We start from the raw sequence: 26,233 nt of genomic DNA, 5'->3' as shown, positions 1-26,233 counted from the left end.
TGGCCGCTTCGTGTTTTGACCGCCACGTGGCAAGGGCCTATATTGCAGGCGTCGGGCGAGTAAGGGCAGTTACGTGATCAGGTTCATCCTTTCGATATTTGGTGCAGTGTTCACCGTCATCACCATGGGGCTTTTCATGGTGGCCCTGACGGTGGGTGGCGTGTTCTGGATGTATGGGCAGGATTTGCCCAGCCACGAATCCCTTGCCCAGTACAAGCCGCCGACGATCAGCCGAATCTATTCTGGCGAAGGTCAGATGATCGACGAATTCGCACAGGAACGCCGCCTGTTCGTTCCGGCCGAGGAAATCCCCGATCTGGTGAAACACGCCTTTATCTCGGCCGAGGACAAGAATTTCTACACTCACCACGGCTATGATCTGCGCGGCATTGCCGCCGCCGCCTACGAGGCCATACGCTCGAAGGGGGAAAACGTGCGCGGCGCCTCGACCATCACACAGCAGGTGATGAAGAACTTCCTGCTGTCGGGCGACCGTCAGGCCGAGCGCAAGATAAAGGAGATCATCCTTGCCACGCGGATCGAAGGCACTCTGAGCAAGGAACAGATCCTCGAACTCTACATGAACGAGATCTTTCTGGGTCAGAACTCTTACGGCGTGGCTGCCGCCGCGCAGACCTATTTCAACAAAACCCTGAGCGAACTTGCTCCGCACGAGGCGGCGATGCTTGCCTCGATGCCGCAAGCGCCAGGGCGCTATCACCCGGTTCAGGCAAAAGAGCGTGTGACCCAGCGCCGGAACTACGTGCTGCGCGAGATGCTTGAAAATGGATATATCGACGAAGCCACCTATGAAAGCGAAGTCAAGCTGCCGTTGCGCAGTGTTCAGAACGGCGATTTCGAAAGCTTCCGCACCGCCATTCCGCCGCGCAATTACTTCACCGATGAAATCCGTCGCCAGCTGAGCGAGGATTTTGGCGAGGGTGAATTCTTTACCGGCGGTTTCACCGTCCGTGCCACGATTGACGAAGACATGCAGGTGGTGGCCGAACACGCGCTTCAGGAACAGCTGGAAGACTACGACCGGAGTGCAGGCGTCTGGCGCGGCACCGGGGAAACCATCGCCGCCGACAAGCTGGGCGATGAAGCCAGTTGGCGCGCCGCGCTGGCCGAGGTCTCGGTGCCGCGCGATATCACGCTGAACGGAATCTGGTATCCTGCCGTGGTGCTGGAAGTGGGCAGCAACGACGCCCGCATCGGTATTGAAAACGTGCAGGAAGACGAAGACGGCCATTGGATCCCGGCGAAAGACGTGCAGTGGGCCCGCAAGCGCAATGCCGATGGCTCGCTTGGTAAGAAGGCCAGCGTTGCCGGTGATTTGCTGGAGGTGGGCGAGGTGGTGCTGGTGCGCCGCATGACATCCGACAGCGACGGGTCCTTCATTCGCTGGACGCTGCGCCAGCCCTCGGAAGTGCAGGGCGGGTTCATGGCGATGGACGTGAACACCGGCCGGGTGATTGCGATGCAGGGCGGATTTTCCTACCAGGATTCGGTGTTCAACCGCGCCACCCAGGCCCAGCGTCAGCCGGGTTCGTCCTTCAAGCCCTTCGTCTATGCCGCCGCGCTCGATTCCGGATATAGCCCGGCCACCATCGTCGTGGATGCCCCGATTGAAATCAACACGCCGCAGGGCCTGTGGCGGCCGCGCAATTCGTCGAACAAATATTACGGCCCCACGCCGCTGCGCACCGGGATCGAACAGTCGCGCAACCTGATGACGATCCGCCTTGCGCAGGAAATCGGGATGGAGGTTGTCGCCGGCTACGCCGAACGTTTTGGCGTCTATGACAACATGGGCCCATATCTTGCCAACTCGCTGGGGTCCGAGGAAACGACGCTGTACAAGATGGTGGCGGCCTATGCGATGTTCGCCAATGGTGGCGAGCGGGTGATGCCCACACTGGTGGACCGCATTCAGGATCGCTATGGCCGCACCATCTATCGTCATGACCGCCGCACCTGCGTGGATTGCAGCTCTCCTGACGTGCGCCCCGGCGCCGCGCCCCGGATCGAAAGCAACCGCAGCCGGGTGATGGATGCCATCACCGCCTATCAGCTGACTTCGATGATGAAAGGCGTTGTGGACCGCGGCACTGCTGCCGGCGCCATCAACCTGCCGGTGCCCATCGCGGGCAAGACCGGCACCACGAATGATGCGCGCGACGTGTGGTTCATCGGCTTCTCTTCGAACATCGTGGCGGGCTGCTACATCGGGTTTGACCGTCCGCGCCCGCTGGGCCGTCGTGCCTATGGCTCGTCCATGTGCGGGCCCGTGTTCCAGTCGTTCATGTCAGAAGCGGTCAAGCAATTCGGCGGCGGCCCGTTCGAGGTGCCCCCGGGAGGCCATTTCATCAAGATCGACCGCTACACCGGCTCGCGCCTGCCCGACAGTGCTTCGGGCCCTTACGTGGTGGCCGAATACTTCCGCGACGGATGGGAGCCGATCTTTGGCCTTGCCTATGATGGCGGCTTTGCGATGGGGTCGAACCTTCCCCTGTTCGAAGAGGTCGGAGAGAGCGGGCGCCAGGTTACCACCTCGGGCGGCAACACTGTCACCGTGGGGCCAAAGGCCGATTTCGGCACCGTCAGCTCGGGCGGGCTCTACTAGACGCTTGCCCGACGCTTGCCCGTCAGGGCGGCGTGGTCTATCACCCGCTTCTAACCATCAGTACGATCAGGATTCCCATGCGCGCCGAGACGCAGAACACCGTTGCCGAAATCGAGAAATCGCTGGCCCTTCTGGCGCAGCGGATGGATCGCGAGACTGCGCCGCACCGGCTGGAGGAATTCAACGCCCGCGTCGAAGACCCGAACCTGTGGGATAACCCGGACGCCGCGCAAAAACTGATGCGCGACCGGCAGATGCTGGTCGATGCGATGGACACCTATGACGGGATCAAGCAGGATCTGACCGACAATCTCGACCTGATCGAACTGGGCGAGATGGAGGATGACACCGAGGTCGTGAAAGAGGCCGAAGCCGCCTTGAAAACACTGGCCGAGCGCGCCGCCCAGAAAGAGCTCGAGGCGTTGCTGGACGGTGAGGCCGATGGCAACGACACCTTCCTTGAAATCAACGCAGGCGCGGGCGGCACCGAAAGCTGCGACTGGGCCTCGATGCTGGCGCGGATGTACGTGCGCTGGGCCGAGAAAAAGGGCTATAAGGTCGAGCTGCAATCGGAAAGCGCGGGCGAAGAGGCGGGGATCAAATCCGCCACCTACAAGATTTCCGGGCATAACGCCTATGGCTGGCTGAAATCGGAATCGGGCGTGCACCGTCTGGTGCGGATTTCGCCCTATGACAGCGCGGCCAAGCGGCATACCTCGTTCAGCTCGGTCTGGGTGTATCCGGTGGTCGACGACAACATCGAGATCGAGGTGAACCCCGCCGACATCCGCATCGACACTTACCGGTCGTCCGGCGCGGGCGGTCAGCACGTCAACACCACCGACTCGGCCGTGCGGATCACCCACCACCCCACGGGTATCGTGGTGACCAGCTCGGAAAAATCGCAGCACCAGAACCGCGACATCGCCATGAAGGCGCTGAAATCGCGGCTCTACCAAATGGAGCTTGACCGCCGCAACGCGGCCATCAACGAAGCCCATGAAAACAAGGGCGACGCCGGCTGGGGCAATCAGATCCGCAGCTATGTGCTCCAGCCCTACCAGATGGTGAAAGACCTGCGCACCAACCACGAAACCTCGGACACCAAGGGCGTGCTCGACGGCGATCTGGACGGTTTCATGGCCGCCACGCTGGCGCTGGATGTATCGGGCAAGTCGCGGGCTGAAGCGCAGGGCGGGTAGTCCTTCCTGCGCGACGGGGTGTCTGCCGTGTCGTGTTAAAGCACGGATAGAGCTTTGGCAAATGTTTGCGCGCGGCAATTCCGTGCCATGTACATTTGGCTGGCCGATTTCCAATCGGAACGTACCAAGATGTTGCCCTATGACGGTTGCCTGAATCGGTCAGCCGCGTAACATTTGTTCCGGGGACTCTGGGGCGACGTATTTCTATTAGACTTTCCATTTTACGCCTCGATAGAGCCATCACGTATTATGGAGGGAATTGAATGACAGATTTCAATCTTAACGTGACATTCGACGGTGTCACCGACGTTGCAAGGCTGCCGGGGCAGGGAAGCGTTAGCTGGTTCGGAACCGGCCGGACGGGGATGGAGTTCTACAGCGTTTACGCGTCCAGCCCCGATACGCTCGATGCGACCGCGAATATTACCGGGAGCAATTGGCGTATCAAAACGTTGCGCTTGGCAGGTGACGAGCATACGACAACAATCAGGGATCTCGACGCGGGAGAAGATCGCCGTATCGACTTCCTGGAACTCGGCTACAATTCCGATGTCGAACTGATGTCCACGCGCGTGCGCTATATGTACGGCTGGGACGGCGACGAGCACCGTGTCGCGCTGGGCAACGAACAATCCGGCTCCACCTTTGCAGTCAACCTTTACGCCACGCGCAACTTCCTGACGACCGGGAACGCCTACGTTCAATCCATCGGAACCGGTGGCGCGGGAACGGGCAATGGCGATGTGATCTCGATCGGGGCGGGTGGTGCCGGAGCGGTGCAGACTTGGGATCGCCATGACACGGTCACAACCTCGACCGGCTTCGTGGCTCTTGTTTCGACCGACGGCGGAAACGACACGGTGACAATCGGGGCCGGTGGGGCGGAAGCAATCAGGACAGGCGATGGCAACGACACGGTGACAACGGGCGCCGGCTGGGTTGGCTCGCTCCGGACGTCCAGCGGCAATGATACCGTCAATCTGGGCTCGGGCCTTGGCGGACAAATCCTTTTGGGCAGTGGCAATGATGCCGTAACACTGTCCGAGGCAGACCTCGGTCACTACGCTGCCCAGATTCGCGGCAACGACGGCGTCGATACCGTCAGCTTTGCGAACTTCACGGTCGGCGTAACGGTCTCGCTTGATTTCTCGGGATGGCAAAATGTCGGTGCCACCGCCGCAGCGCCCGAGGCTGACGCGGTCGGCTGGTTCGCGATTTCGTCCACCGAAAACCTGACGGGTTCGAACAAGGGCGACACACTCGAAGGCAACGCCTATGCCAACGTCATCCTCGGGCGCGGCGGCGCCGACAGGATGGACGGCCTCGCCGGCAATGACACGCTGAACGGCGGCGGCGGCAATGACAAGCTGTTCGGCGGTCTCGGACGCGACAAGCTGCTGGGTGGCGGCGGGCGCGACACGCTGGAAGGCGGGGCGGGCAATGACACTCTGCGGGGCCAGGCCAAGGCCGATGTCTTCGTCTTCGGCGCCAATTCCGGCACCGACCGTGTGCTGGATTACCGCGACAACGTCGACAAGATTCGGATCGAGGATCACAGCGGAAAATTCGCCTCGCTCGACATCTCGACCAGCGGAGGCGATGCAATTATCGACCATGATGGCGGGTCTATCGTTCTGGTCGGTCAGGCCGGGGCCACGCTTACGGCCAGCGATTTCATCTTCGCCTGACGTGCGCGAACACCGGGGCAGGGGAATCCCCTGCTTCTTTGGGGCATAAATATCCCGGGGGACTCCGCGCAGCGGAGGGGGGCAGAGCCCCCTCCGTCTCCCGCGACACTTTCTTACCTGAACGGGGATTGCACCTTCAACAATCGGCGATGCAGTGGCTGCAGCGCCTCTGCGGTGTGGATGCCCCGGCTTCGGGCGGCCGCAAGGATCGCGCCGGTGTCACGGCCCAGGTGCTCGAATACCATGCGCGTGGCGCGGGTGCTGTCCGTCGCTTCGCGGACCGTGCGTGTGCAATAGCCTACCCAATGATTGTTCTCGAACGACGTGGCCCGCGCCAGAAAGTTCACCGAACAGGTCATTGCGTTGCGCCGCGAAATCACCATCAGGACCCCGTCGTCATGGCGCGAGACATAGCCGCGATATTCCCGGGTATGAAGATCCGTGCTCATCCCCTGTCGCGCCATGCCGTCGCGCGGCTCGAATCCACGAACATAGGCGGTGCCCCGGTCGCGAAACACGTGTACCAGACCAATAACAAAGGCGGTGCTGTCCAGAAAACTATGCCGCGAAAAGCGAAAGAACCCGCTGGGAAAAACCGTTTCGGGCACATGGGCGACTGCGGGGCCAAGAAACGGGTCAAGAAAAGCGCCATGCAGGATCGCGTCATGTCGGGGCAGGGCATCCACCGGCTCTAGCAGAATACGCGCATCCACATCAAAAAACCGGCAAATCCGGTCCAGCACATCGGGTCGGGGAAAGCTTTCGCCAGACAGATATCGGTTGAACTGCGTGCGGTTGATCCCCAGCCGTCGGGTCAATTCAGAAACAGAGGGGTAGGCATCTGCCAACAGGCGCAGATTGGCGCCAAACATGGCGCGAAGCTCGTCCGGAGAGCGCGCAGGCTCGATCATTCGCGTACTCGTCTACTGGGGCCAGGCGCGAGCACCCGGCCGATTACTGCATCGGCTGTCCTGATTTTTGGCCGTTCTGGCGTCATTCCGCACCAGATTTGGCTCTGGTGTGCATCAGAATGTTAACGCGGGCGCTGTGAAAGACAAGAGCGCCCGCGCGGGGGACCTATGTGGAGGGCGAGTCTCAGTCGCCGCGTGACAGGGCCGCAACGCCTGTGCGGGCCACTTCCGCCAGACCCAGCGGGCGCATGAGGTCGGCGAAGGCGTCGATCTTTTCCGGCGCGCCGGTGATCTCAAAAATGAAGCTGTTCAGCGTGCTGTCGACCACGTTGGCGCGGAAGATGTCGGCCAGGCGCAGCGCCTCGACCCGCTTGTCGCCGTCGCCGATCACCTTGAACATCGCCAGTTCGCGCTCGACCGAGGCACCTTCGACCGTCAGGTCGTGCACGTCATGCACCACCACGATGCGGCCCAGCTGCGCCTTGATCTGCTCGATGACCTGCGGCGTGCCCTTGGTCACGATGGTGATGCGGCTGAGGTGCCCGGTGTGGTCCACCTCGGCCACGGTGAGGCTCTCGATGTTGTAACCGCGACCGGAAAACAGCCCGATGACGCGGGCCAGAACTCCGGGTTCGTTTTCGACCAGCACCGCCAGCGTGTGGCGCTCCTCGACCTCGGAAAAGCTGGGCCGCAGGTTATAGGCCGAATGGCTGGTGGCGCCTTTCTTGAGTTGCAGGGCATTCATGGCAGGATCCGTTTATTGGTAATTCAGGTTGATCGTGTTGTAGCCGGGGCGGGCAACGCCTTCGCCGCCCCAGATCTTCAGCTGATAGGCGTAATCGGCGACGATCATGCTATCCAGCACGGCGTCGGGGTTTTGCAGCAACTGCCCCTGATCGTTCAGCCGCCGCGCCGACACCGGGGCGGTGAATGCAAAGGTGACGATCACGTTGGGCCGGTCGGTCAACGCGTAGGAATGAAACCACACGTCCTGACCGTTGGTGGTGGCGAACTGGCCGCGCCCGGTGAAATAGAACCCCGGGCCGCCCAGCATGTCGAGCGCGGCGGCCTGTGTCGTCACGCGAAACCGAAGCCCTTCGCCCTGCACCGGCTGGTGATAGGCAGTGGGAAAGGATTCCATGTAAACGATCGGCCCGGCGGGCACGGCGGTGATCGACAGCTCGACCCCGTTTGGCCGCGCCCACTTCTGGGCCCGGTAGCCGCCGACGTACTGGCTGCCCAGCGGCAGGCCAAGGCGCTGGGTGTTGGCGATGGGCTGGCCGATGTCCAGCCCGCCAAATTCCTGCGCCCCGGCACCCAAGGGCGCCAGTACCACAAGGGCCGCGGCCAGGGCCGCCCGCCACCGCATCAGACCAGCACCGAACCCTTGGCGTCGATCGCGCCCTTGGTTTCGGCGTCGCCCAGCAGCATTTCGTTATGCGCCTTGCCCGAGGGGATCATGGGGAAGCAGTTTTCGTGCTTTTCCACCAGGCAGTCGAAGATCACCGGCCCGTCGTAGTTCAGCATCTCCATGATCGCATCGTCCAGATCGGCCGGGTCCTTGCACAGGATACCCTTGGCGCCAAAGGCTTCGGCCAGCTTGACGAAATCGGGCAGCGCCTCGGACCAGGATTGTGAATACCGCTCGCCGTGCAGCAGCTGCTGCCACTGACGCACCATGCCAAGGCGTTCGTTGTTCAGGATGAACTGTTTCACCGGCAGGTTGTATTGCACCGCCGTGCCCATTTCCTGCATGTTCATCAGCCAGCTGGCTTCGCCCGCGACGTTGATCACCAGCGCCTCGCGGTGGGCCATCTGCACGCCGATGGACGCCGGGAAGCCATAGCCCATGGTGCCCAGCCCGCCCGAGGTCATCCAGTGGTTCGGATCCTCGAAATTCAGGAATTGCGCGGCCCACATCTGATGCTGGCCCACCTCGGTGGTGATGAAGCGATCCTTGCGGTCCTTGGTCAGCGCCTCAAGCCGTTGCAGCGCATACTGCGGCTTGATCGAGGTGGTCGACGGCGTGTAGCGCAGGCACTCGATCTTGCGCCATTCGTCGATCTGACGGTTCCATTTGACCAGCGCCTCGGCGTCGGTCTTGCGGCCGCGCGATTTCCACACCTTCAGGATGTCTTCCAGAACGTGTCCCACGTCGCCCACGATCGGGATGTCGGTCTTGATGACCTTGTTGATCGACGAGGGGTCGATGTCGATATGCGCCTTGGTCGATTTCGGGCTGAAGGCGTCGATGCGGCCGGTGATCCGGTCGTCGAACCGCGCGCCGATGTTGATCAGCAGATCACAGCCGTGGGTCGCCATGTTGGCCTCGTACAGGCCATGCATCCCCAGCATCCCCAACCAGTTCTTGCCGCTGGCCGGATAGGCACCCAGCCCCATCAGCGTCGAAGTGACGGGAAAGCCGGTCGCGTCCACCAGTTCACGCAGCAGTTGGCTCGCCGCCGGGCCCGAGTTGATGACGCCGCCGCCGGTATAGAAAACCGGCCGCTTGGCCTTTTCGATGGCGGCGACCAGCTCGGTGATCTCCTCCATGCTGCCTTTCTGGCGCGGCTGATAATGCGAGGTCGAGGGCTTCGGCGGCGTATAGGTGCCCGAGGCGAATTGAACGTCCTTCGGGATATCAACCAGCACCGGACCGGGCCGGCCCGAGCGTGCGACGTGGAACGCCTCGTGTAGGACGGCGGGCAGGCGGTCGGTGTCCTTCACCAGCCAGTTGTGTTTCGTGCAGGGGCGGGTGATGCCGACGGTATCGGCCTCCTGGAACGCGTCCGAGCCGATGAGGAAGGTCGGCACCTGCGCCGACAGCACCAGGATCGGGATCGAGTCGAGCAGCGCGTCGGTCAGGCCGGTCACCGTGTTGGTCGCGCCGGGGCCGGATGTCACCAGAACCACACCCACCTTGCCGGTCGAGCGCGCATAGCCTTCGGCGGCGTGCACCGCGCCCTGTTCATGGCGGACCAGGACGTGCCGGATATCGTTCTGCTGAAAGATTTCATCATAAATGGGCAATGCCGCCCCGCCGGGATAGCCGAAAATCGTATCCACACCCTGATCTTTCAGGGCCTGAACAACCATCTTCGCGCCGGTCATTTCCTTTGTCATCTTCCTTGCTCCGTTCAACGGCATCGCCGGTCTTTCGACATAAAAAAAGCCCCCGAGGGTGTCGGAGGCGCATGGGTCAGATTATGGTCTACCGTTACCGGCCCATGCGCGTGGTTCCTACAATTACGACCAGAGTATTCATGGTCCGGGGTCTCCTTGCGTGTGGGCGAAGATTAGGAGCCTGATTTCCCGAGGTCAACCGGCAAAAGTTTCGCAAATCTGTCTCTAGGGCGATTTTTTGCGACATATTGTTGCGCAGGGCGGCTGTTTAAGGTGGATTTCGAAAATACATCGGGCCGATTCATAGGGTTTCGTCACCAGGGATTCGCGCCTCACGCGTTTGACCGGGCCGGGCAAAGCTGGTCTTGCTGTCGTAACGGTCCAGAACAGCAAGCCATGTCAAAGCCCCGCATCATCCTGCATCTGAAAGCCGCGCATCTGTCGCGCGATTTTTCGGTGCCGTTCCTGCGGCTGTACGGTGTGATAGAGGATTTGGCGCAGGCGCACGGCATCACGGTCGAACGGCGCCAGCGCGACGGCAATATTCGTGTAGGGACCCATGCGGTTTGCGACGGCCGCTTTGACGATGGCAATCTGCACATCATTGACGACCGCAGCGTGGTGGCTGACAACGTACTGAACGCAGGTCTGGCTTATTTTCGGGGCTACTGGCATCTGGACCCGCGCGGCACGCGGTATCGGTCAGGCATCGCCGGGTTGGTCTATGATGAAAGCGCGGTCCGGTATCGCCCGGCGCGCGACCTGTTCCAAAGGTTGCGGCAACAATACGTCCTGCCGCGCAAGTCGCGCTATCCTCAGCCTGAACAGGTGGAGCTGGTCGAGCCGGGTGTGATCGCAGTGTTCTTCCAAGGCCGCTATCCCATCGACTCGGGCGCGACTGATTTCGACGACTTCGCGATGCTGCGCGCGGTGCTGGCCGGGGCCGGGGGGCGGCGCGTCGTGGTCAAGCCGCACCCGAATGCTAGTACGCCGGACGATCTGGCACAGCTTGACGATCTGGCGCAGAGCCATCCCGACCTGTTGATAACCAACGCAAATGTGCACGATATCCTGTCAGCCGCCTGCGCGACCGTGTCGATCAATTCCACCGTGGCGCTGGAGGGTTACCTGCACCGCACCCCCGCAGTCCTGTTTGGCGCGTCCGACTTTCACCACATCGCCGAAACCGTGACCGACGCACCCGCATTTACTCGGGCCTTGGCTCGGGCGACCGAAAGGCGCGGTGGCTATGCCCAGTATCTGGCGTGGTACTTCCGCGACAACTGCCTGTCGCCCGACGCGCCGGATTGTGCCGCGCGCATCTGGGATCGCTTCACCGCCACTGGGTTTCCGGCTGACCGATTCGGCTCCTGACCGGCTCGAATCACACGCCTCTGATTCGGCGTTGAATCAGGGCTGTTTGGGTTCTGAAATAGTGTCGCAACAATTCAGTAACATTTGCTTCGCTGTCCCATCGCAACTGATTAACTTTTCTATCCAAATGCCCGATTCCCGTGCGGAAACCCGGCTGAAAAGGTATTCACAACGGTGGCCCAAAGGGTAGTGTGACGGCACTCAAATTCCGGCCGCCGGGAACAGGCGGATCGGCAAACCGTTGGGAGGAGTACAACATGGACCGTCGTTCATTTTTGAAGACAACGGCACTGGGTGGCGGCGCTGCGGCGACCACTGCACTGGCTGCACCGGCCTATGCTCAGGGCAAACGGACCCTGACCATGGTCACCACCTGGCCGCGTGGTCTGGCTGGCGTGTGGGATTCGGTCGAGCGCGTTGCGAATTCGATCACCGAGGCAACCGACGGTCAGCTGACGGTTGAACCCAAGGCCGCAGGCGAACTGGTTGGCGCGTTCGAAAGCTTTGACGCCACCGTTTCGGGCCAGGCCGACATGTACCACGGCGCCGACTATTACTGGGTCGGCCAGCACCCCGCATGGGCCTATTTCACCGCTGTTCCCTTCGGCATGACCGTGCCCGAGATCATGACCTGGTACTACGGCCAGGATGGCATGGCACTGCACCAGGAGCTGGGCGAAGTGTTCGGCGTGCGGTCCTACATCGCGGGTCAGACCGGCGCGCAGGGTGGCGGCTGGTACCGCAAGGAAATCACCTCGGCCGACGACTTCAAGGGCCTCAAGTTCCGTATGCCGGGCCTGGGCGGCGAAGCGCTGTCGAAGCTGGGCGCTTCGGTTCAGGTTCTGCCGGGCGGCGAAATCTATCAGGCGCTGTCGACCGGCGCACTGGACGGCACCGAGTGGATCGGCCCCTGGTCGGACGAAAAGCTGGGCCTGCAGGAAGTCTGTGACTTCTACTATCCCGCCGGTTTCCACGAGCCGGGCGCCGCACTGTCGGTTGGCATGAACCTGGAAGTGTTCAACAGCCTGACCCCGTCGCAGCAGAAGATTTACGAAATCGCCTGCGCCGACGCGCATCAGGCCAACTATGCGCAGTTCATCGCGAACAACGGCCCCGCGCTGGAGCGTCTGAAATCGGGCGGTGCGCAGGTCAAGGAATTCTCGGAAGACGTGTGGGATGCCTTCGGCGCGGCTTCGATCGAACTGCTGAACGGCTATACCTCGGACGATCTGTTCAAGAAGATCCACGAGTCGGCCCAGGCCTCGCTGCGCTCGACCTCGGGCTGGTTGTCGGTGTCCGACAGCTACTACGCTCAGCAGCGCAACCGCGTTCTGGCGGCGATGTAAGCGGGCAATTCCGAAACAAACCGGCCGTGCGCGACATCCGCGCACGGCTTTTTTGGCTTAGGGGCAAAGGCGATGGGTGACGCATTGGTCTGGCTGGTGACGAACATCGGCCTGGGGTTCTACAACTTCTTCTACGCGCTGTCGCATCCAAGCCTCTGGCTGGATTGGTCGAACGGTGAATCGCTGGTGCGCTTCATCTACTACGGCGCGTCGGTCGAGCTGTTCTTCGTGGCGCTGGACCTGTTCCTTGTCATCACCGTGATCGGGCTGATCCGGCCCGGGTTCATGTGGGGTGTGACGCGCGGGCTCGAAGGCTTTGCCAATGGCGTCGGACGTCTGGCCGCATGGGTCGGGCTGCTGATGGTGCTGCAGCAGGTGATGATCGTGTTCCTGCAATCCATCTTCCGGCTTGGCACCTTGTCGATTTCGCCGCTGGGACTTGGTTTTGAACAGTCTGTTGGTTGGTTCAGCGAAGAGCTGAAGCTGTACAATGCCATGATCGTCGCGCTCTGCGTGACCTACACCTTTGTGCAGGGCGGCCACGTGCGCGTGGACCTTGTGTATTCCGTCGTGAAATTCCGTACCAAGAAGATCATCGACATGTTCGGGTCGATCTTCTTCATGCTGCCTGCCGCCATCCTGACATGGCTATATGCGTGGTTTTTCCTGTGGCGCAGCCTTGTGACACCCAAGGTATCGGCCAGCGACAAGCTGGACCTGCTGCTGCGCAAGTCGAAGATCATGAAATGGAGCGTTGAAACTATCGGTTTCTCGCCCAACGGGTTCAACGCCTACTTCCTGTTCAAGATCCTGATGCTGGCCTTTACCGCATTGGTTCTGCTGCAGGCCGTGGCGTTCTTCTATCGCTCGCTTCTGGAGTTCCGCGAAGGCGAGGAAAGCGAAAACAAACATATCGACCGTGACACGCTGGGCGCGGGCGAAGAAGCCTATGAAGGCACGCACTAACAGGGGGCAGGGCGCATGTTTCTGGGACTTGATGGCGTCGAGATCGGTCTGATTATCGTTCTCTTCTGCCTCTTCGGCGGAATTCTGTCCGGCTTTCCGGTGGCCTTTGCCATCGCGGGCGCCGGGGTTATTTCCTTCGGTATCATTGCCGCGCTCGACAGCGCGGGGCTGTTGATCCATCAGGCGATCGACACTGGGTCCGAGGCATACAACGCCTTGCTGGCGCAGGGGGTGCATCGCGACGCGATCAGCGTATTCCGATACCCCGATTTGCCGCGCGTGGCGGAATCCGTGTTCCCCGGCGGTTGGGAAATGGCGGTCAACCGCAACCTGTCGTTCATCGTGAACCGCATGAATGAACGGGTTTTTGCAGGGCAAAGCATCGAAACGCTGCTGGCCGTGCTGATGTTCGTGATGATGGGCATCGTGCTGGAGCGGTCCAAGATCGCCGAGGATCTGCTGACCACCATGGCGCGGGTGTTTGGCCCGCTGCCGGGTGGTCTGGCCGTGTCGGTTGTTGTTGTGGGCGCGTTCCTTGCGGCATCCACGGGCATCGTCGGGGCTACGGTTGTCACCATGGGCCTGCTGTCGCTGCCCACGATGCTGCGCAACGGCTATTCCCCGGAAATCTCGACCGGGGTCATCGCGGCCTCTGGCACGTTGGGCCAGATCATTCCGCCCTCGATCGTGATCGTTCTGCTGGGGACACTGGCGGGCGATCTGTATTCGACGGCGCAGGAAACCCGCGCGCAGGCTGCCGGCTGTACCGACGCGCTGACCTATCTGGGACGCCCTGCGGTGGTGTCGGTCGGCACGCTGTTTCAGGCCGCGATGCTTCCGGGCATCCTGCTGGCCGTTCTCTATGCTGCCTATGCCTTTGGCTACGCGCTGTTCAACCCGTCGCGGGCACCCGCCGTTGACGTGGGCCATGGTTCGGGCGAGGTGATCACCCGCTCCGAGGCGCTGACATGGTTCCTGATCGTGCCGGCCGTGGCAATTTTCGGGACTATCGCGCTGGGATACATGGAAATCGTCGGCGACCAGGTGCTGCACACCACCGCTCAGTCCACGGGCGATACCGTGTCGATCCTGCGTACCAATGTGTCCGAGCAATGCCAGGCCGCGATGATCGAATTGCACGGGCAGGCGCGCTGGGATGAATCCGTCCGCATCGCAGGGGAAACGGCGGCGAATGTCGCGGCTGCTGCGGAAGCCGGCGGCACGGACGAGCCTGTTCCGTTGCCTTGGGCCGCGCCCATCGGGACCGGAGTCGCCATCATCGCGCTTTTGCTGGGGCTGGTGCTGACCACGGCGCGTGGGATCGCACCTTCGCTAGATCCGCGCCCGCTGATGATTGGCGGCGTTGGGGTCGCGCTGATGATTCTGGCCGATCTGCTGCTGATCCAGCCTGACACCAGCGCCGGCGTCACCGTGCTGATCCTGCTGATCCCGCTGGCGATCACGCTGTGGTCCTGCCGCGAGGCTGCAGCCCGGTTGGCGCAGAACGATCTGATCCGCGTGGTGTTCCCGCCGCTGGTGCTGATCATTGCAGTTCTGGGCTCGATCTTGGGTGGCATCACCAACCCAACCCCGGCCGCTGCGCTGGGGGCCGCGGGGGCGATCATGCTGGCGGCCTATCGCAAGCTGCGTGACGAGGGCGGCTCCGGCAAGATCATCATCAACGCGACCTTCGCGATCATCGTGATGATCCTTCTGGGCATGAATTTCGACCTGCGCATCAACCAGGCCGAGGTGCCGTTCGAATCCTGGGTCGCCTTCCTGTTCGCCTATGCTGCCTATATGTTCGCCTTCTTCGGCCTGCTCTATGCCTGCTGGGTTCTGTATCGCACGGCGGTGCTGCCGCCGGTGGTGCGGGAAACGGCCAAGGTGACGTCGATGGTGTTCACCATCCTGATAGGATCGCAGCTTCTGAACCTCGTGGTGATCTCGTTCGGCGGAGAACATTACATCCAGCAATTCCTGATGAGCTTTGACAACGAGTTCAAAGTCTTCCTGATCGTGATGCTGGTGCTGTTCCTGCTGGGTTTCGTGCTGGATTTCTTGGAAATCATCTACATCGTGATCCCCATCGTGGGGCCGGTGATCTATGGCGGCAGCTTTGACCCGAAATGGGTGACGATCATGATCGCAGTTAACCTGCAAACCTCGTTCCTGACGCCGCCTTTCGGATTCGCGCTGTTCTACCTGCGTGGCGTGGCCCCGAAAGAGGTGACGACCGGCCATATCTACCGCGGCGTCTTCCCCTTTGTGATCATTCAGGTGGTGGGGCTTGGCATCCTGTGGTTCTTCCCGGGCATCGTGACCATTGTCCCGGCGCTGCTGGGCGGAAACTGACGCGACAGTTGGTGCCGGGTGGAGACACCCGGCGTTGACATCAAGGGATTTGAGATGGAAATCGCCCGAAACAGGGGCCGGAGTCAGCCGCGCTGGCCGGTCGGATGACGGTCGGGAAGCTGGATGTTTGCGACCTGCTCGGCAATCGGATCGGTCGATAGCGGGTGGGTTTCGTGGCTGTAGGCTTCGGGGTCGTTCATGGGCTGCCATTCGCCGCCCAGGTAAATCTCGAGACCCGAAAAATTCGCCTTGTAGCCCATCTTCTGGCTGCCGGGCACCCAGTAGCCCAAATAGACGTAAGGGAGGTCAAGTTCCTGCGCCAGCCGCACATGATCCAGGATCATGAAAGTGCCCAACCCGGCGCGTGGTCGGTCGGGAGTGTAAAACGAATAGACCATGCTTAGCCCGTCGTCCAAGACGTCGGTCAGGCTGACAGCCTGTAGCTCGCGTAGTTCGTCGGTGTATTCGATCACCCGGCTGCGGATCGGCGTTTCCTCGATCATCGCGGCGAACTCAAAGACATCCATATCGGCCATGCCACCGTCGGCGTGGCGTTCATCCAAATAGCGCCGGAACAGGGTAAACTGTTCTTCAGTGGCCCAGGGCGATGTCGTCTTGCGCGTCAGGTGCTCGTTCCGGCGCAGGATTTTGCGCTGACTGCGCGAGAGCGTCATACGCCGGACGTCAATGCGCGCGGACAGGCAGGCAGAGCATTCCGCGCAGGAGGGACGGTACAGAACGTTCTGCGACCGCCGAAACCCCTGTTGCGACAGCGAGTTGTTTAGTCGATCGGCGTTTTCCCCCTGCAGCGCGGTAAACAGCTTCCGCTCCATCCGGCCGTCTAGGTACGGGCAGGGCTGGGGGGCCGTAACATAAAACTGCGGCGCGATGGGAAGCGTGTGGCGCATGGAAAACTTGAATTGTCTCGAACTCGTTTAACAAAAAGATAACAACGCAGGCGGGCCGCGCCAAGTAGAGAAGTGTTGCTTGCACCAGCAACCTGAATTCAGGGTTAATTCTTCGCTCCGACCGCTGGGTTCATTGCTATGGCGCAAGGGGGCTCTGCCCCCGCCCGGCTGCGCCGGACTCCCCCGGGATATTTGAAGCCCAAAGAATGGAGCGGGACACCCTGCTTCTTTGGGCTAAAAATATCCCCGCCGGAGGCATCGCGCGTCAGCGCGATTTCGGGACGTCTCAGCCTGGTGTCACGCTGCGCGGACCATGCGGCGGTTCAGGGCAGAGGTGCCCAGCAGCATGTCGCCCAAGCCCTGGCCGCGTTGCGAGGTTGCCATCATGACGATCGAGATCACCTGGAGGATCGGAATCGCGCAGGCCATGGTGTAAAGTAGCGTGTGCATCACGGCGTGCCCCGGGTCGAACCTGTCGCCGCGCGCGGTGCGCAGCTCGATCCCGGCAAGGCGCATCCCCAGTGTGGCCGAGCCATTTGCAAGCGTGATTACGCGGTAGGCGAAGCCGATTGTCAGGTAGAGGATCGGCCAGATCAGCAGGCCGACGAAGGCGGTGAACAGCACCACGACACAGCTGATCAGCAGGATGAGGATGGTATCGGCTATCCAGGCGATCAGGCGCTTGATCGCGACGCCATCATAGAATTGGGGCTGTCTGTCGGGGTCTGGCAGGTTCATCATCTTGAATGTGGCTTTCCATGTAAAAATTGCAACGGCCCCCGGTGTGGCGGGGGCCCTGCGGTTTTATATGGCCTCAGGCAGCGTCGCTTTCGTCATCGCTGCGGCTCGCGCGCTTGGCACGGTCGTCGATGAACTGGTCGAATTCGGCCTTGTCCTTGGCTTCGCGCAGGCGTTCGAGGAAGGCCTCGAATTCGCTTTGCTCTTCTTCCAGCCGGCGCAGCGTGTCTTCCTTGTAGGCGTCGAATGCCGAATTGCCGGTGCGCGAGTGTACGCTGTGGAAGTGGCGGCGGCGTGCGCTGCGGCTGCAGGAGGATTTGAACATGCGTTTGCTCCAGATCATGTAGAACAGAAGGGCAAGGCCGACGGGCCAGAAGAAGATGAAGCCCAGGACCATTGCGGCGATCCAGGCGCCTTTGCCTTTTTCGTCAAGCCAGGATTCGGCTCTGCTGAACCAGCCCGGCCTGTAGGCAGCTGGGTAGGTATCGCTCGTCATTGTCATTGTCGCTCTCTCCGTTTGGAACTGTCGAATGTGAATGTCTTTCACATTACGATAGATCGGGATGGCAAAGCGGCTTTGCAAGGGGTGATGTGAATGTTTTTTACATCGGTGCAGTGATGCTGGGGCAAGTATCTGAATAAAAATGGATTTTCCAAAGGTTCAGTCGGTGAAATCGGCCGTTTGGCCACCCGTCAGCGTCACCATTCGACCAGGCGCGATGGAAAAGACGTGATGCGGTGTGCCTGCGGCGGCCCAGACGTAGTCAAATTCCAACAGGCGCGGGTCGACAAAGGCACGGATCGGATTCAGGTGGCCCAGAGGAGATACTCCGCCGATGGCGAACCCGGTTTGCGCGCGCACCAGTGCGGCATCGGCCTTGCCCAGCGGTTCGCCTGCGACAGTGGCGGCCTTTTCGGCGTTGACCCGGTTGCCGCCCGCAGTCAGGAACAGGATCGCTTCGCCGCTCGTTTCGCCGCGAAAGATGATCGATTTTGCGATTTGATCGACCTCGCAGCCCACCGCCTGCGCGGCATCGGGCGCCGTGCGGGCCAGCGCCGTTTCGCGAATCTCGGTGGGTTCTCCGGCAGCGTCCAGCGCGGCGCGCACGCGTTTCAGGCTCTTGCTCATGTCGGGTCGTCTCTTTCCTGTGCCGGTCTTGCGATTGTCGGCGGAACATGCAGGGTTGGCGGGATGGTGACAAGGGACAACCCAAGCGTGACGCGCGCGGGCTTGCTGGCGCTGGAAACGGCGGTGTGGCAGGCCCTGTGCTATGGCGATGCCGCCGCCGACCGTGCAGCGCTGGCCGAGGATTTTCTTGGGGTCTACCCCTCGGGGCAGGCCACGCGCGCCGAGCATGTGGCGCAATTGGCGGATGGGCCAAGTATTGCGGCGTTTGAGCTGTCGCAGGTGGTCTGGCGCGACTATGGCAACGGGCTTGCGATGATCAGCTATCACGCGCGCTATCGTCGGGACGGGGCAGAGGAGGACGAGCAGATGTACGTCTCGTCGCTCTGGCGCTGCGAGGCGGGGACGTGGCGCAATGTCTTCAGCCAGGACACGCCTTGCGCTTGAACACGCCCGCGCGCCGTGTATGCCTGAGCATATGAGATTTTCCGATCGCATCACCCGCAGCCCCCGGCCCATGGCGCCCGACTTGGGCGCAGAGGCCGCCGCCGCGCTTCCCGATATGCCGCCCGAGCTGCGCGAGGTTATCGTTGGCGCCGCGGCCAGCAGCCCGTTTCTGAACGGGTTGATCCGGGGGCACGCCGCTTGGCTGGAGGGCGCACTGGACGATCCAGAAGCGGCAGTGGTTGCGGAGTATGAAGCGATCCGAGAAGCATCGCCGGACGCATTGAACAGCGTTCTGCGGCGGGCCAAGGCGCGGATTGCCCTGATGACCGCTCTGGCAGATCTGGCTGGGGTCTGGCGGTTGGAAACGGTTACCGGCACGCTTAGTGATTTTGCGGCGCTGGCTTGTGACGCCGCATTGCAGGCTGAAATCGCGGCGCTGATCCGTCGTGGCAAGCTGCCGGGGCAGGGCGAGGATGACGTGGCCAGCGCCGCCGGGCTGTTCGTGCTTGCCATGGGCAAGATGGGCGCGGGCGAGCTCAATTATTCTTCCGACATCGACCTGATCTGCCTGTTTGACGAGAGTCGTTACGACCCTGACGATTATCACGAAGCGCGGCAAAGCCTTGTGCGGGCGACCCGCAACATGTGCGCGCGGCTGTCGGATCGCACCGCCGAGGGCTATGTGTTCCGCACCGACCTGCGGCTGCGGCCTGATCCGTCGGTCACACCTGTCTGCATGTCGATGGCGGCGGCGGAAACCTATTACGAAAGCCTTGGCCGCACGTGGGAACGTGCCGCCTATATCAAGGCACACCCCTGCGCGGGTGACACCGAGGCTGGTGCGCGGTTCATCACCGCGCTGCGGCCTTTCATCTGGCGGCGGCATCTGGATTTCGCCGCCATTCAGGACGCCCATGACATGCGCCTGCGCATCCGCGAGAACAAGGGCACCGGGGGCGCGCTGACGCTCTCGGGCCACGACATGAAACTGGGGCGCGGCGGTATCCGCGAGATCGAATTCTTCACCCAGACCCGCCAGTTGATCGCCGGAGGGCGCGATGAATCGCTGCGTCTGCGCGGCACGGTGCCGGGGCTGCGCGCGTTGACGGTGGCGGGTTGGGTGACGGAAGACGTGTCGGACAGGCTGGCCGATCATTACCGCGCCCATCGCGAAATCGAGCATCGCATCCAGATGGTGCATGACGCCCAGACCCACAAGCTGCCCACGAACCCCGAGGAATTCACCCGCGTCGCCTGCCTGACTGGCATGGACGAGGCGGACCTTCGCGCCGATCTGCTGCGCCGCCTGAACGAGGTGCATGAGCTGACCGAGGGCTTCTTTGCCCCCGATGTCAGCCCTGTCACGCCGACCGCGACGCCAGAATTCGATACCTCGATCTGCCGCCGCTGGCCCCGCTATCCGGCGCTGCGCTCGCAGCGGGCGCAGCAGATATTTGAACGCCTTCGCCCCGAAATGCTGGCCCGGCTGGCGCGTACTGCCCGGCCGGAAGAGGCTCTGGTGGCGCTGGATGGGTTCATGGCGGGGTTGCCCGCCGGGGTGCAGCTGTTTGCGCTGTTCGAGGCCAATCCCCAGCTGATCGACCTGCTGATTGACATTGTCGGCACCTCGCCCGCGCTGGCGGGGTATTTGTCGCGCAATGCGGGGGTGTTCGATGCGGTGATCGGGGGCGATTTCTTTACCGACTGGCCGGCCAAGGCGACGCTGGCCGCCGATCTGACCGCGCGGCTGGAATTGGAGCCCGACTATGAGGCGCGGCTGGACACCGCGCGCCGCTGGGCGCGGGAATGGCGGTTTCGCGTCGGGGTGCACCACCTGCGCGGATTGATCGACGGCTACGAGGCCGGGACGCAATATGCCGATATCGCCGATGCGGTCATCACCGCGCTGTTCCCCGTTGTAACCGATCATTTTGCCGCGAAACACGGCACGCCTCCGGGGCGGGGGGCGGCGGTTCTGGGTATGGGCTCGCTTGGGCTGGGGCGGCTGAACGCGGCTTCGGATCTGGATCTGATCGTGATTTACGATCCCGATGGCGTCGAAAATTCTGAAGGGCGCAGGCCTTTGCCCGCGCGTACCTATTACGCGCGGCTGACGCAGGCGATGATAACCGCGCTGACCGCGCCCATGGCCGAGGGGCGGCTGTACGAGGTTGACATGCGGCTGCGGCCCTCGGGCAATCAGGGGCCGGTCGCCACCAGCTGGGCCAGCTTCCGCGACTACCAGGAAACTCAGGCCTGGGTGTGGGAACATCTTGCGCTGACGCGTGCGCGGGTGATCGCGGCGCATGACGCAGGGTTGCGGGATGATATCGAAGCCTTCCGCCAGAAGCTGCTGCGCCAGCCACAGGACCGCGACAAGGTGCTGCAAGAAGTCTCCGAGATGCGCGCCCGCATTGCCGAGGCCCGCGCGCCTGCCAGCGTCTGGGATGTGAAAACCGGTGCCGGGCGCTTGCAGGACATTGAATTGATCGCGCAGGCTGGCGCTTTGACGGCGGGGCTTGCGGTGCCGGATGTGCCCGGGGGCCTGCAGGGTGCCGTGGAAACCGGCTGGCTGTCGCCTGAGGCATCTGTCGCCATGGCAGAAGCGGCGGCGCTGTATTGGTCGGTGCATGCGGCAGTTGCGCTGCTGGCGGGCAGTGCGCGCGATATGGGCGAGCCGGGGCAGGGCGCGGCCGATTTCCTGTGTCGCGCCACGGGGGCCGAAACGGTTGACGACCTGGCCGCCCGGCTGGAGGACGCCTACAGGGATACCGCGCGGCGCATCGCGACCGCGCTGGGGGAGGACGAGCAGGAATGAGCAGGACGGGCAACCCGGACGACCCGAAGGGGCTGATCCGCGAGGCATACAACATCGAGGGCATCACCGAGGCCGAGTGCCGGTCGATCTTTCTGGACTGGGCGCTGTCGCTGGGCGAGGGCACCGAAACCGCGGCCTCGCTGCGCCGGCTGGTGGACAGTTACGGCGCCAATGCCCCCGACCACCCGATGACGGCGATCCTGCGCGACGGGCAAACCGCGATCACCGCGCCCCGGCGGCGTGGCGGCTGGCGGTCGCGGCCCCGCAGCTAGGGCTTTCGCCGGGCGCGGCCTGCGGATATGAGGGCGCCATGACAAGCTCTGCGCCCCATCCCGCCCAAGTGTTCGACCGCCCGACCGTCCGGCTGAAGCCCAAGGCCAATGCCCGTGGGCTGCGCCGGGGTTTTCCTTGGGTCTATGATAGCGATCTGGTGACCGACAGGCGCACCCGCGCGCTGCTGCCGGGCTCGCTGGCCTTGCTGGAAGATGGCGAGCGCGCGCCGCTGGGGCTGGTCACCGTCAACCCGCAGTCAAAGATCATCTGCCGGATGCTGGATACCGATCCGAATGCGCAGATCGACGTGGCGTGGTTTATTGCCCGGATCGCGGCGGCCCAGGACATGCGCGCGCGGATCTACGATGCGCCTTTCTATCGCCTGATCCATGCCGAGGCCGATGGCCTGCCCGGCGTGGTGATCGACCGCTTCGGCGACACCTGCGTGGTGCAACCCAACGCCGCCTGGGCCGAGCTGCATATCGAGCCGCTGGCCGAGGCGCTGGCGCAGGTGACGGGCTGTGCCACGATCTTGAAAAACGCCTCAGGCCGGGCGCGCGGGCTGGAAGGTTTGGACGATGTTTCATCCATGTTGCGCGGGCAGGCGCCCTATGCGCCGGTGCCGGTTGTGATGAACGGCGCGACCTATATGGCTGACGTGACCGGCGGCCAGAAGACGGGGCTGTTCTATGACCAGCGGCCCAACCACGCCTTTGCCGCACGGCTGGCAGGCGGCGCGCGGGTGCTGGACGTATTTTCCCACGTTGGCGGCTTTGCGCTGGCCATGCTTGCGGGTGGGGCGGTGTCGGCGCTGTCGGTCGATGGCTCGGCCCCGGCGCTTGATCTGGCGATGCGCGGCGCGCAGGCCGGTGGCATGGCCGACCGATTTGCCACGCGCCAAGGCGATGCGTTCGAGGTGATGACGGCGCTGGCCGGTGAAGGCGCGCAATTTGATGTGGTCGTCTGCGACCCGCCCGCCTTTGCGCCCAACAAGCCCGCGTTACAGGCGGGGCTGCGCGCCTATGAACGGGTGGCGAGGTTGGCCGCGCAGCTGGTGGCGCCGGGCGGTTATCTGGGCTTGTGTTCCTGTTCCCACGCCGCCGATCTGGCCGCCTTCCGCGAGGCCAGCGCGCGCGGCATCGGGCGGGCGGGGCGCACGGCGCGGATGATCCACACCGGCTTTGCCGGCCCGGACCATCCGCAACTGCCGCAACTGGCCGAAAGCGGTTACCTCAAGGCAGTGTTCTACCGGCTGTGAAGATCGTCATCGACACCTGCGTCCTGTTCCCCACGGTGATGCGCGAACTGGTGCTGGGGGTGGCCCGCGCGGGCGTGTTCACCCCGCTCTGGTCCGAGAGGATACTGGAAGAATGGCGCCGCGCCGCCGCGCGACTGGGGCCAGAGGGCGCCGCGCAGGGCGAGGCGGAAATCGCGCTGCTGCGCGCGGCTTGGCCCAAGGCGCTGCGCCCGGCTGCACCAGGTCTGGAATCGCGGCTGTACCTGCCCGACGCCGCCGACATTCACGTGCTGGCGGTTGCTGTCGATGTCTCGGCCGATGCGATCATGACGATGAACGCCAAGGATTTCCCGCGCAACCTACTGGCCGAAGAAGGGGTGGCGCGCGTTGATCCAGACACCTTCCTTTTTCAGGCGTGGCAGGCGAACCCTGACCGGGTCGTGCCCGTCGCGCAATCCGTGCTGGACACCGCGCGCCGCTTGTCGGGCGAAGACTGGCAGATGCGGGCCTTGCTGAAAAAAGCGCGCTTGCCCCGGCTGGGCCGCGCGTTGGCGGATCACGACGGCGGGTAGAGACCCCAGTTGCGTTCCAACCGTTCCAAAGCGGCGATGCGCTCTTCCGTCTTGGGGTGGCTTAGAAGCCATGCGGGGGCGCTTCCGTGGCCTTCGCTCATCGCGGCGAGCTTGCGGAACATGGATTTCTGTGGCGCGATCCCGATCCCGGCCTTGGTCAGCAGCGCGGCGGCATATTCATCGGCTTCGTATTCATCCTGCCGTGACAGACGCGCCGCCAGAAGCGATGTCAGCATCCCCGCAATCCACGGCCCGATAAAGGGCACAAACCGCCCGATCACCATCATCAGTGCGGTGCGAATGGCATTCTGACCGGAAAAGTCGATCATCCGCCGCCGCGAATGTCCCAACGCCACATGCCCCAACTCGTGCGCGATGACAGAACCCATCTCTTCGGCAGTGATCTCGCCTGCCTGAAACTTGCGATAGAAGCCGCGCGTGATGAAGATACGCCCATCGGGCGCCGCCAACCCGTTCACCGGATCGATTTCATAGATGTGCACCGGCACTTGATCGACTTCGAGGCTCGCCGCCATGCGGTCTGTCAGGCGATTCAGGCGCGGATCGACCAGTCGGGTGGATTTGCTGTTCAACTCGCGATTGGTGCGCCAGACCGAAAACCGGTACATGATCACCGCGTAAAGAACGGCCAGTAGAATTGGACTAAAGCGCAACATGCCCCAGATATGGCGGTGAACAGCCTGCCCGGCAAGGCCCCGGCTTAAGGACCGACAGTCTGGTGAACGGTTTGTAACTTGCTGAAACGCATGTTACGAATTTATCACATGTTAACCGTCGTGTGAAAAACTGACAAAATCGCGGAACCCATTCGGTGTCCCAGCCATTATTCCTGTACCAACAGGGGCTGAGCAAAAGAAAACGAAGCAGGTGTGCCATGCCACGTGATGAAATAGCGCAGAACCTGAAGCTTGCTTTCAGGGTCAACACGACGGACAGATCCGACAGCGATGATCGGATTGCAGAGCTGCTGTCGGCCCTGAAGGGCCAGTCCAGCGCAGAACAGAAATCCGGCGCGGAATGACTCCCGCCGGATTAAATTTCTCTTATGTCTCAGGCACCCGTCGCCGGCTGCGGCCGGGTGATTAGCGCGTCAGTTCGCGCATTCCTTTTTCCAGCCCTGCCAATGTCATGGGAACCATCTGGTTCTCGAAAATATCCTGCACCATCTGGATGGACTGGGTATAGCTCCAGTATTTTTCGGGGATGGGGTTGATCCACAAGGTCGAGCTCCACTGGTCGCGGGCACGTTTCAACCATGTCTGCCCGGATTCCGCATTCCAGTGTTCATTCGCCCCGCCGGGATAGGCAATTTCATAGGGACTCATCGAGGCGTCGCCGACAAAGATCGCCTTGTAGTCAGGCCCATAGGTGCGCAACACCTCGTGCGTCGGGGTCTGGGCATCCCAGCGACGGCGATTGTCGCGCCACACACCTTCATACAGGCAATTGTGGAAGTAGAAGTGTTCCATATGCTTGAATTCGCTGCGCGCGGCCGAAAACAGCTCTTCCACCACCTTCACATGCGGATCCATCGACCCGCCCACATCCAGAAACAGCAGCACTTTCACAGCATTGCGCCGCTCGGGGCGGGTCTTCACGTCGAGATATCCGTTTTCCGCGGTCGAGCGGATCGTCCCGTCAAGGTCCAGCTCGTCCGCCGCGCCTTCGCGTGCCCAGCGGCGCAGGCGTTTCAGCGCGACCTTGATGTTGCGCGTACCCAGTTCCACCGTGTCGTCCAGGTTCTTGAACTCGCGCTTGTCCCAGACCTTGACCGCGCGCCCGTGGCGGCCTTCTTTCTGGCCGATGCGCACGCCTTCGGGGTTGTAGCCGTAGGCGCCAAAAGGCGAGGTACCCCCGGTGCCGATCCACTTGTTGCCGCCCTGATGGCGCTTTTGCTGTTCGCGCAGCCGCTCGCGCAGCGTCTCCATCAGCTTTTCGAACCCGCCCAGCGCCTCGATCTCGGCCTTTTCGGCGTCGGTCAGGTGCTTTTCGCTCATCTTGCGCAGCCAGTCCTCGGGCAGGTCGACGGCCTCGAGCACCTGATCGAACGAGATATCTTCCAACCCTTTAAAGCTCGCGGCAAAGGCCTGATCGAACTTGTCCAGGTTGCGTTCGTCTTTCACCATCGTCACCCGCGCGAGGTAATAGAACGCCTCGACATCATAGGTCGCCAGACCGCCTTTCATGCCTTCGAGAAAGCTCAGGAATTCGCGCAGGCTGACCGGAACACCGGCCTTTCGGAGGTTTTCGAAAAACGGAAGAAACATGGGCGCTCCAATAGTTGCGGGCAGGTCCAGCCTAGACCGTCGTGCCCGTCTGTGCCAGCAGTCAGAGCATCATGCGGTGGATCACGATGGTTGCAATGGTGCCCAGAAGGGCAAGCCCGATCGCGCCACCTGCTGCATATTGCAACATATCGACTGTCTTGCCCCCGTTGCGCCGCGCGCTCCACGCGCCCAGTACGGCCCCAATGAGCGCCCCGCCAATCACCAGCATCTTGTC

General features: G+C 62.4%; 24 protein-coding genes. 13 read left to right on the top strand and 11 right to left on the bottom strand.

What is annotated here, in order from left to right:
• The first annotated feature begins 73 nt into the window (after window positions 1-73).
• The 3 genes from FGK64_RS01685 (at window position 74) to FGK64_RS01675 (ending at window position 5,516) form a co-directional block, all read left to right on the top strand.
• Window positions 74-2,626: a penicillin-binding protein 1A gene (locus FGK64_RS01685; protein ID WP_138862072.1), complete on the top strand. Its 2,553-nt coding sequence runs from the start codon at window positions 74-76 to the stop codon at window positions 2,624-2,626.
• Between the two features lie 77 nt (window positions 2,627-2,703).
• Window positions 2,704-3,828, top strand: a complete 1,125-nt coding sequence (gene prfB / locus FGK64_RS01680; protein ID WP_138862071.1) for a peptide chain release factor 2 — start codon at window positions 2,704-2,706, stop codon at window positions 3,826-3,828.
• A 263-nt stretch (window positions 3,829-4,091) separates the two neighbouring features.
• Window positions 4,092-5,516, top strand: coding sequence for a calcium-binding protein (locus tag FGK64_RS01675; RefSeq protein ID WP_138862070.1), 1,425 nt, complete (start codon window positions 4,092-4,094; stop codon window positions 5,514-5,516).
• Between the two features lie 113 nt (window positions 5,517-5,629).
• Here FGK64_RS01675 and FGK64_RS01670 read toward each other — a convergent pair whose 3' ends face one another.
• From FGK64_RS01670 to FGK64_RS01655, 4 genes are all read right to left on the bottom strand, one after another.
• Window positions 5,630-6,427, bottom strand: coding sequence for a helix-turn-helix domain-containing protein (locus FGK64_RS01670; protein WP_171053949.1), 798 nt, complete (start codon window positions 6,425-6,427; stop codon window positions 5,630-5,632).
• Between the two features lie 184 nt (window positions 6,428-6,611).
• The gene (gene ilvN, locus FGK64_RS01665; protein ID WP_138862069.1) at window positions 6,612-7,172 is read right to left on the bottom strand and encodes an acetolactate synthase small subunit; all 561 of its coding nucleotides are present in this window, start codon (window positions 7,170-7,172) and stop codon (window positions 6,612-6,614) included.
• A 12-nt stretch (window positions 7,173-7,184) separates the two neighbouring features.
• Window positions 7,185-7,796, bottom strand: coding sequence for a hypothetical protein (locus FGK64_RS01660; RefSeq protein ID WP_138862068.1), 612 nt, complete (start codon window positions 7,794-7,796; stop codon window positions 7,185-7,187).
• Window positions 7,796-9,550 carry an acetolactate synthase 3 large subunit gene (locus tag FGK64_RS01655; RefSeq protein ID WP_138862067.1) on the bottom strand — a complete coding sequence of 585 codons (1,755 nt, stop codon included), beginning with the start codon at window positions 9,548-9,550 and terminating at the stop codon, window positions 7,796-7,798. Before FGK64_RS01655 ends, FGK64_RS01660 begins: the two co-directional genes overlap by 1 nt.
• A 396-nt stretch (window positions 9,551-9,946) precedes the next feature.
• Between FGK64_RS01655 and FGK64_RS01650 the strand changes: the two genes are divergently transcribed.
• The 4 genes from FGK64_RS01650 to FGK64_RS01635 all read left to right on the top strand — a co-directional run bounded on the left by FGK64_RS01650 (window position 9,947) and on the right by FGK64_RS01635 (window position 15,591).
• A complete protein-coding gene (locus FGK64_RS01650) occupies window positions 9,947-10,924 on the top strand; it encodes a capsular polysaccharide export protein, LipB/KpsS family (RefSeq protein WP_138862066.1) in 978 nt (325 codons plus the stop codon).
• Window positions 10,925-11,181: 257 nt separating this feature from the next.
• Entirely contained in the window at window positions 11,182-12,270 is a 1,089-nt protein-coding gene (locus FGK64_RS01645; protein WP_138862065.1) for a TRAP transporter substrate-binding protein, read from the top strand.
• 72 nt (window positions 12,271-12,342) lie between these two features.
• Window positions 12,343-13,236, top strand: coding sequence for a TRAP transporter small permease subunit (locus FGK64_RS01640; protein WP_138862064.1), 894 nt, complete (start codon window positions 12,343-12,345; stop codon window positions 13,234-13,236).
• Between the two features lie 15 nt (window positions 13,237-13,251).
• On the top strand, window positions 13,252-15,591 hold the full coding sequence (locus tag FGK64_RS01635; protein ID WP_138862063.1) for a TRAP transporter large permease: 2,340 nt from the start codon (window positions 13,252-13,254) through the stop codon (window positions 15,589-15,591).
• Window positions 15,592-15,674: 83 nt separating this feature from the next.
• Here the strand turns inward: FGK64_RS01635 and FGK64_RS01630 are convergent, their stop codons facing one another.
• The 4 genes from FGK64_RS01630 to FGK64_RS01615 all read right to left on the bottom strand — a co-directional run bounded on the left by FGK64_RS01630 (window position 15,675) and on the right by FGK64_RS01615 (window position 18,366).
• The gene (locus FGK64_RS01630) at window positions 15,675-16,499 is read right to left on the bottom strand and encodes an arginyltransferase (RefSeq protein ID WP_138862062.1); all 825 of its coding nucleotides are present in this window, start codon (window positions 16,497-16,499) and stop codon (window positions 15,675-15,677) included.
• A 297-nt stretch (window positions 16,500-16,796) separates the two neighbouring features.
• Window positions 16,797-17,240, bottom strand: coding sequence for an RDD family protein (locus tag FGK64_RS01625; protein WP_138862061.1), 444 nt, complete (start codon window positions 17,238-17,240; stop codon window positions 16,797-16,799).
• Window positions 17,241-17,313: 73 nt separating this feature from the next.
• A complete protein-coding gene (locus tag FGK64_RS01620) occupies window positions 17,314-17,739 on the bottom strand; it encodes a DUF2852 domain-containing protein (RefSeq protein ID WP_138862060.1) in 426 nt (141 codons plus the stop codon).
• Between the two features lie 159 nt (window positions 17,740-17,898).
• Window positions 17,899-18,366 (bottom strand): YbaK/EbsC family protein, encoded by a 468-nt coding sequence (locus FGK64_RS01615; protein WP_138862059.1) that lies wholly within the window; start codon window positions 18,364-18,366, stop codon window positions 17,899-17,901.
• A gap of 63 nt (window positions 18,367-18,429) precedes the next feature.
• Here FGK64_RS01615 and FGK64_RS01610 point away from each other — a divergent pair, with 63 nt between their 5' ends.
• From FGK64_RS01610 to FGK64_RS01590, 5 genes are read left to right on the top strand one after another with little or no spacing between them, the layout of a single operon-like run.
• Window positions 18,430-18,810: a nuclear transport factor 2 family protein gene (locus FGK64_RS01610; RefSeq protein WP_138862058.1), complete on the top strand. Its 381-nt coding sequence runs from the start codon at window positions 18,430-18,432 to the stop codon at window positions 18,808-18,810.
• Window positions 18,811-18,841: 31 nt separating this feature from the next.
• Window positions 18,842-21,628 carry a bifunctional [glutamate--ammonia ligase]-adenylyl-L-tyrosine phosphorylase/[glutamate--ammonia-ligase] adenylyltransferase gene (locus tag FGK64_RS01605; RefSeq protein WP_138862057.1) on the top strand — a complete coding sequence of 929 codons (2,787 nt, stop codon included), beginning with the start codon at window positions 18,842-18,844 and terminating at the stop codon, window positions 21,626-21,628.
• Window positions 21,625-21,900 carry a hypothetical protein gene (locus tag FGK64_RS01600; RefSeq protein WP_138862056.1) on the top strand — a complete coding sequence of 92 codons (276 nt, stop codon included), beginning with the start codon at window positions 21,625-21,627 and terminating at the stop codon, window positions 21,898-21,900. The genes FGK64_RS01605 and FGK64_RS01600 overlap by 4 nt, the downstream gene beginning before the upstream one ends.
• A gap of 38 nt (window positions 21,901-21,938) precedes the next feature.
• Window positions 21,939-23,159: an RSP_2647 family RNA methyltransferase gene (locus FGK64_RS01595; protein WP_138862055.1), complete on the top strand. Its 1,221-nt coding sequence runs from the start codon at window positions 21,939-21,941 to the stop codon at window positions 23,157-23,159.
• The gene (locus FGK64_RS01590; protein ID WP_138862054.1) at window positions 23,156-23,710 is read left to right on the top strand and encodes an RSP_2648 family PIN domain-containing protein; all 555 of its coding nucleotides are present in this window, start codon (window positions 23,156-23,158) and stop codon (window positions 23,708-23,710) included. Before FGK64_RS01595 ends, FGK64_RS01590 begins: the two co-directional genes overlap by 4 nt.
• Here the strand turns inward: FGK64_RS01590 and FGK64_RS01585 are convergent.
• Complete coding sequence (locus FGK64_RS01585; RefSeq protein ID WP_138862053.1) at window positions 23,695-24,387, bottom strand: M48 family metallopeptidase; 693 nt, start codon at window positions 24,385-24,387, stop codon at window positions 23,695-23,697. The two genes, FGK64_RS01590 and FGK64_RS01585, sit on opposite strands and share 16 nt — an antisense overlap.
• 218 nt (window positions 24,388-24,605) lie before the next feature.
• Between FGK64_RS01585 and FGK64_RS22100 the strand changes: the two genes are divergently transcribed.
• Complete coding sequence (locus FGK64_RS22100; RefSeq protein ID WP_171053948.1) at window positions 24,606-24,752, top strand: hypothetical protein; 147 nt, start codon at window positions 24,606-24,608, stop codon at window positions 24,750-24,752.
• Between the two features lie 61 nt (window positions 24,753-24,813).
• Here the strand turns inward: FGK64_RS22100 and FGK64_RS01580 are convergent, their stop codons facing one another.
• Together FGK64_RS01580 and FGK64_RS01575 are read right to left on the bottom strand one after the other, a co-directional pair.
• Window positions 24,814-25,998 carry a vWA domain-containing protein gene (locus tag FGK64_RS01580; protein WP_138862052.1) on the bottom strand — a complete coding sequence of 395 codons (1,185 nt, stop codon included), beginning with the start codon at window positions 25,996-25,998 and terminating at the stop codon, window positions 24,814-24,816.
• A 61-nt stretch (window positions 25,999-26,059) separates the two neighbouring features.
• On the bottom strand, window positions 26,060-26,227 hold the full coding sequence (locus FGK64_RS01575) for an apolipoprotein acyltransferase (RefSeq protein WP_138862051.1): 168 nt from the start codon (window positions 26,225-26,227) through the stop codon (window positions 26,060-26,062).
• Window positions 26,228-26,233 lie beyond the last annotated feature (6 nt).

This window comes from Arenibacterium halophilum (genome assembly GCF_005938225.1).
GTDB classification, from domain to species: Bacteria; Pseudomonadota; Alphaproteobacteria; order Rhodobacterales; family Rhodobacteraceae; genus Arenibacterium; species Arenibacterium halophilum.
The sequence above is the reverse complement of the archived record's forward strand: the minus strand, read 5'-3'. Positions and strand labels throughout refer to the sequence as shown.